4 protein-coding genes are annotated in these 4,502 nt (G+C 59.4%); all 4 read left to right on the top strand.

All coding sequences use genetic code 11. The features are described from left to right. Positions 1-176: 176 nt before the first annotated feature. The gene (locus HMPREF2527_RS00910; protein ID WP_070505722.1) at positions 177-644 is read left to right on the top strand and encodes a TadE family protein; all 468 of its coding nucleotides are present in this window, start codon (positions 177-179) and stop codon (positions 642-644) included. Positions 645-1,072: 428 nt separating this feature from the next. Further along, complete coding sequence (locus HMPREF2527_RS00905) at positions 1,073-2,875, top strand: peptidoglycan DD-metalloendopeptidase family protein (RefSeq protein WP_070505720.1); 1,803 nt, start codon at positions 1,073-1,075, stop codon at positions 2,873-2,875. 117 nt (positions 2,876-2,992) lie between these two features. Continuing rightward, positions 2,993-3,772 (top strand): hypothetical protein, encoded by a 780-nt coding sequence (locus HMPREF2527_RS00900; protein WP_070505718.1) that lies wholly within the window; start codon positions 2,993-2,995, stop codon positions 3,770-3,772. A gap of 75 nt (positions 3,773-3,847) precedes the next feature. After that, the coding region (locus HMPREF2527_RS00895; protein WP_141744429.1) for a hypothetical protein at positions 3,848-4,502 on the top strand (655 nt) is incomplete at its 3' end.

The raw sequence follows: 4,502 nt of genomic DNA, 5'->3' as shown, positions 1-4,502 counted from the left end.
GTTGATTCATGAGGAGCCGATGGATGGTACGCAGTTGATTCGTGTGCAGGATGGTTACGCGGTCAACGTCAAGTAAACATGTGTGTGTGGTGGGTGTGGCTGGTGAGTGTGCCGCACCCACCACCGCCTTTATTGCTTCGGTATAGGTCTTTAGTGTTGTAGAGAGGAGGGCGTACATGCTCAATCGTAAGCAGAACCAGAACCAGGATCAGAGCCAGGGTAGGGGTCAGGATGGTAGTGCGTCCGTTGAATTCCTGTTCATGGTGCCGCTGCTGCTCATGGTCGTTGCAGCGGTCTGGTTCTTTGGTGTGCGTGCTCATGTGCAGTCGTCAGTTGATGCTGCAGCGGCTGCTGCTGCTCGTGATGCGGCGTTGACCTCGGAGCCTTCACGAGCGGTGCAGGTAGCGAAAGATACGGTAGCTAGGAACTTGGAAGATACCGGGTGTAGCCCGTCTGAGGTGACGGTGCTGAATGCTGATGCTGCCGGTAGTCGTCGCCCTGACCTGGCGGCTGAGAGTAACACGATTACGGTTCGTGTTTCGTGTCGTGTAGATGCTAACCCGTGGGGGGCTTCGTGGGTGCCTGAGTTGGGTGCTTATACGGCTGAGGGTAAGGGTATTGTGGATACCCGCCGTAGCGACTAGCGGTTCTTCTGTTTCCCTTGTTTGGGGTCCCATAAGGGTGGGGTGTTTGGTGGTGTGAATCCACCAGGCACCCCACCCTTTTTGTGTGTCCTCTTATCAGCAGGTGGGGGCGGCGAGCGCAAGGGAGGGGTAGGTGTTGGTTCCGCCGTCACTTCTGCCGTACCTGCCGTGTCTTCCACCGCCACACCCCGCCCGGCCGCACTCGGCGCTCGCGTGCTGTGTTTGTTGGGAGTATCGTCCCCTCCTGTCTAGGTGGGAGCAGGGTTTTTGGGGTGGGGTCTTTTTTCTAAAAATTTTCTTGTTCTGGTGAGGTGAAAGCCGGGTGGGTGGGTGCCTTTATAGGAGTGAATTACCTGATCTACCCGCCCCTTTTTTTGAGTCCCCCTGCCTTTATGGTCCCCCGGTGTTGTGGGGTGGGGGAGAGGGAGATGCCCCTGATGAGTGATAGTGCCAGCCGCCGTGCTGTTGAGTTTCTGAAGAAGACGCAGGCTAAAGCCACGCGTGAGGTGAAGGAGCAGCGGAAGAAGAAGAAGCGTCGTACCCGGTTTATGGGATGTGGCTGCTTGCTTCTGCTTCTTGCTGTGCCTGTGTTCGGTGTCTTTGTGATTACGTCGATGATGGTGATGGGTAAGGCGAGTCATGATGCTTTGGTTCAGCAGCGTGAGTCGAAGTACCAGAATTCGTGTGTGAATCGTGTGGCGCCTAATGGTAAGTACGCTAACCCGGCGGTGGGTACGATCACATCCAGGTTTGGTTTGCGAGAGAACCCGATTCCGGGTGCGACGCTTTCTGATTTGACGGATCATCCGGGTACTGACATCGCTGGTATGGCGGAGGGTACCCCGTTTTATGCGGCGGCTGCCGGTACGGTGTTGGTTGTTGATTCTGGTGGTGCTGCCGGTGGTAACGGCATCATCATTCAGGGTGATGACGGCGTCCGATACTGGTATTGGCATGCGGCAACTGGTACGGCGAAAGTGAAGGCCGGCGACCATGTAGAAGTTGGTCAGGAGCTGGCAGGTGCTGGTATGACTGGTTACGCCACCGGCGTTCACCTGCACTTCCAGATCATGCTGCCGGACCCGAACAATCCTGACGGTAAGGGCATCCCCACCGACCCGGAACCGTATATGGCTGAACGTGGCATCACCCTCGGTCAGGGTGCACCGGATCAGGTGTCTGATACGCAGAAGACCGAAGCGCCAGCGAACCCGGAGGTGAAAGCACCTAAGACTGAAGCACCATCCCCCAAGGTGGACATCACCCCGATTGAGACCGACCTGCCCAGCGGCAGTAAGTACACCTGGAACGAAAAGCGCGTCGCTAACGCCGCCGACATTATCGCTGTCGGTAAGGGCATGGGCGTACCAGAAAGGGGCATCATCATCGCACTGATGACCTCTCTGCAGGAGAACGCCCTGGAGAACACCCCCGATGGTGACCGTGACTCCGTTGGTCTGTTCCAGCAGCGCCCGTCTGCCGGATGGGGTACCGCCGAACAGGTGCACGACCCAAAGTACGCGGCGGCTGCCTTCTACGGTGGACCCAAGGGCCCCAACCACGGTAACCCGCCCGGCCTGCTCGACTACGAAGGCTGGGAATCCAAGGGTCTGGGTGAAGCCGCACAGATGGTGCAGATCTCGGCGTACCCGTACGAGTACTCCAAATGGGAAAACACCGCACGTCAGCTCTACTCGGTACTCTCCGGGGTAGACGGCAACACCAGCTACGGTAAGCAGTCCTGCCCCAACAACCACAAGAGCACCGATGGCGATAAGGACTCCAAGGACGAAGGGTCCAAGGACTCCGACAAGCCTCAGAAGCTCACCGTTGAATCCGACGGCGTGCACACCGACAAGGAACAGCAGGTACGCGACACCATCCTCACCAAAGCCCGCGAGGGCCTGGGCGGCTCCTACGCACAAGGCCGCAACGACTTCAAGAGTTGGGACGCCACCGGCTACGTGCACTGGGTCTACACCCAAGCCGGAATCGAACTACCCCGCCAAACCCCCTGGACCGTCGGTGAACCCACCAACGACCCCCAACCAGGTGACCTCGTCGCCCAAGTCGGAGACGGCGAAGGCAACTACGCCCACGTCGGTATCTACGCCGGAAACGGCAAGATGTACTCCGTTATGGGACAAAACGAAGGAACCGTCGAACACGACGTGAACTGGAACGGAGCAGGCGACACCGAATACATCCGCGTCGTCCACCCCAAGAAATAGCCACCATTGCTGACAGCAGCCCCCTCCCCACCACCTGAACAACACACCCGCCCACCGGCACAGGGCGAGAACGAACAGGGGAGGGGGCAGACCCCCCCACCTTTTCAAGGAGACACCATGACCACCCCCAACAACCCCGAACACCAGAACCAGAACCAGAACGCGAGCGCACACCCCACCACCCCCACCAATACCCCTAGTGACTCTACCGACCCGCTCGCAACCGACGCGCTCGCAGGTCAGGCTGCTGGTGCGCGTCGTTCAGTGGACTGGCTGACTATCGCGCTGATTGTTGGCGCCATCGGGTTGGGTGTGTTCGCTGTGTGGATGATGATGCCTAAGCCTGCATCACACTCAGGTTCCCCGGCTACCTCTGCCCCGGCTGTGACCTCTGCTCCTGCAAGCCAGGGAACCGTCACCCAGGCTTCACCTTCAACCTCAGCTGAAGGGTTGGATGATGCGGAGATTCAGCGTGCGCGTGAACGTGCCCATGAGTTTGTCACCGCCTACTACTCGCAGTCCTGGAAGGATCCGGACCCTGCGAACTGGGCGTTCCGCGCCGGAGCCTTCAGTACCGCCGAATTTAGGCAGAAGATGATTGATCAGGCCCAGCAGCAGAAGGCAGAAGACCGCGAGTGGAAGCGCCTTGTGAAGGCGAAGACCGCCATGACCGTGCAGGATAAGGGCGAATACATCCTCTTCAGCCAGGGCACGGACGCATCGGGTGCGCCGATGGTGAAGCTGACTGCCACGCTGATGGTGGGCCGTGATGCACAAGACCCCTTGGAAGCTGTGAAGGCGGTGCGTGAGGTAAAGACCATCGTGCTGGTTCGTGACTTCACCGGGGTGTGGAAGGTCGCTGACTATTACGACGCGTTGGGTAACAACAACCACTAACCCTGCTGATACGCCTGTGTATCTGCTGACCTTTTTGAAAACTGCTGGATAGATTTTTGTGAAAGGAGCCCCCTTATGTGGGCACGACGTACTGCGCAGCGTCCCGCCGATGGGCCGCCCGCCCGGTGGGATAACACCCCCGAATCTTTGGACCCGCTGCTTACCGAGGTGCAGCATGCCCTGCCCGCTAAGGTCCGCAAGGGTAAGCACGTGAGCGCTGCCGCCATCATTGTGGCCATTATGGTGGTGGACTGGCTGGTCATGGCTGGCACCCCGCTGATCAGTATCATCCTTGCCGCCGCTGTAGCTGCCGCTATCGCCGCCGCCTTTAGCGCTTCGGCACGTCATGAGGATGAGCGAGAGATGCGTGCCGATAACTTCATTGAAGCCGCCTACCCGCTGTTGGGTGTGAAGGGTTTGAGCCGCAACTTGGTCAGTGTGGGACGCTGGAAGCGCACCCCGCTACCGGCACCTGCTGTTGAAGGCTCTAAGCAGGAGGGTAAGGGCGAGGGGAAGGAAGAAACCGGCGGCCAGGAAGAAGTAACCAGCCAGGGTGCCGGGGCCGATAACGCGCCCGCACCCGAGAGCGTCGCTGCCTCCAATGCTGAGGATGCGGACAACACCGACACCGCACCGCAGAAAACCGTCAAGCCGCCCGCCCGTCTGAACGCCCAGAAGGTCAAGACCCTCTCTGCTGCCTCCTGGACGAAGGCATGCCGGGCCAGTGCCG

Origin of the sequence: Rothia sp. HMSC071B01, assembly GCF_001808945.1 — a bacterium.
Taxonomy (GTDB): Bacteria; Actinomycetota; Actinomycetes; order Actinomycetales; family Micrococcaceae; genus Rothia.
The sequence above is the reverse complement of the archived record's forward strand: the minus strand, read 5'-3'. Positions and strand labels throughout refer to the sequence as shown.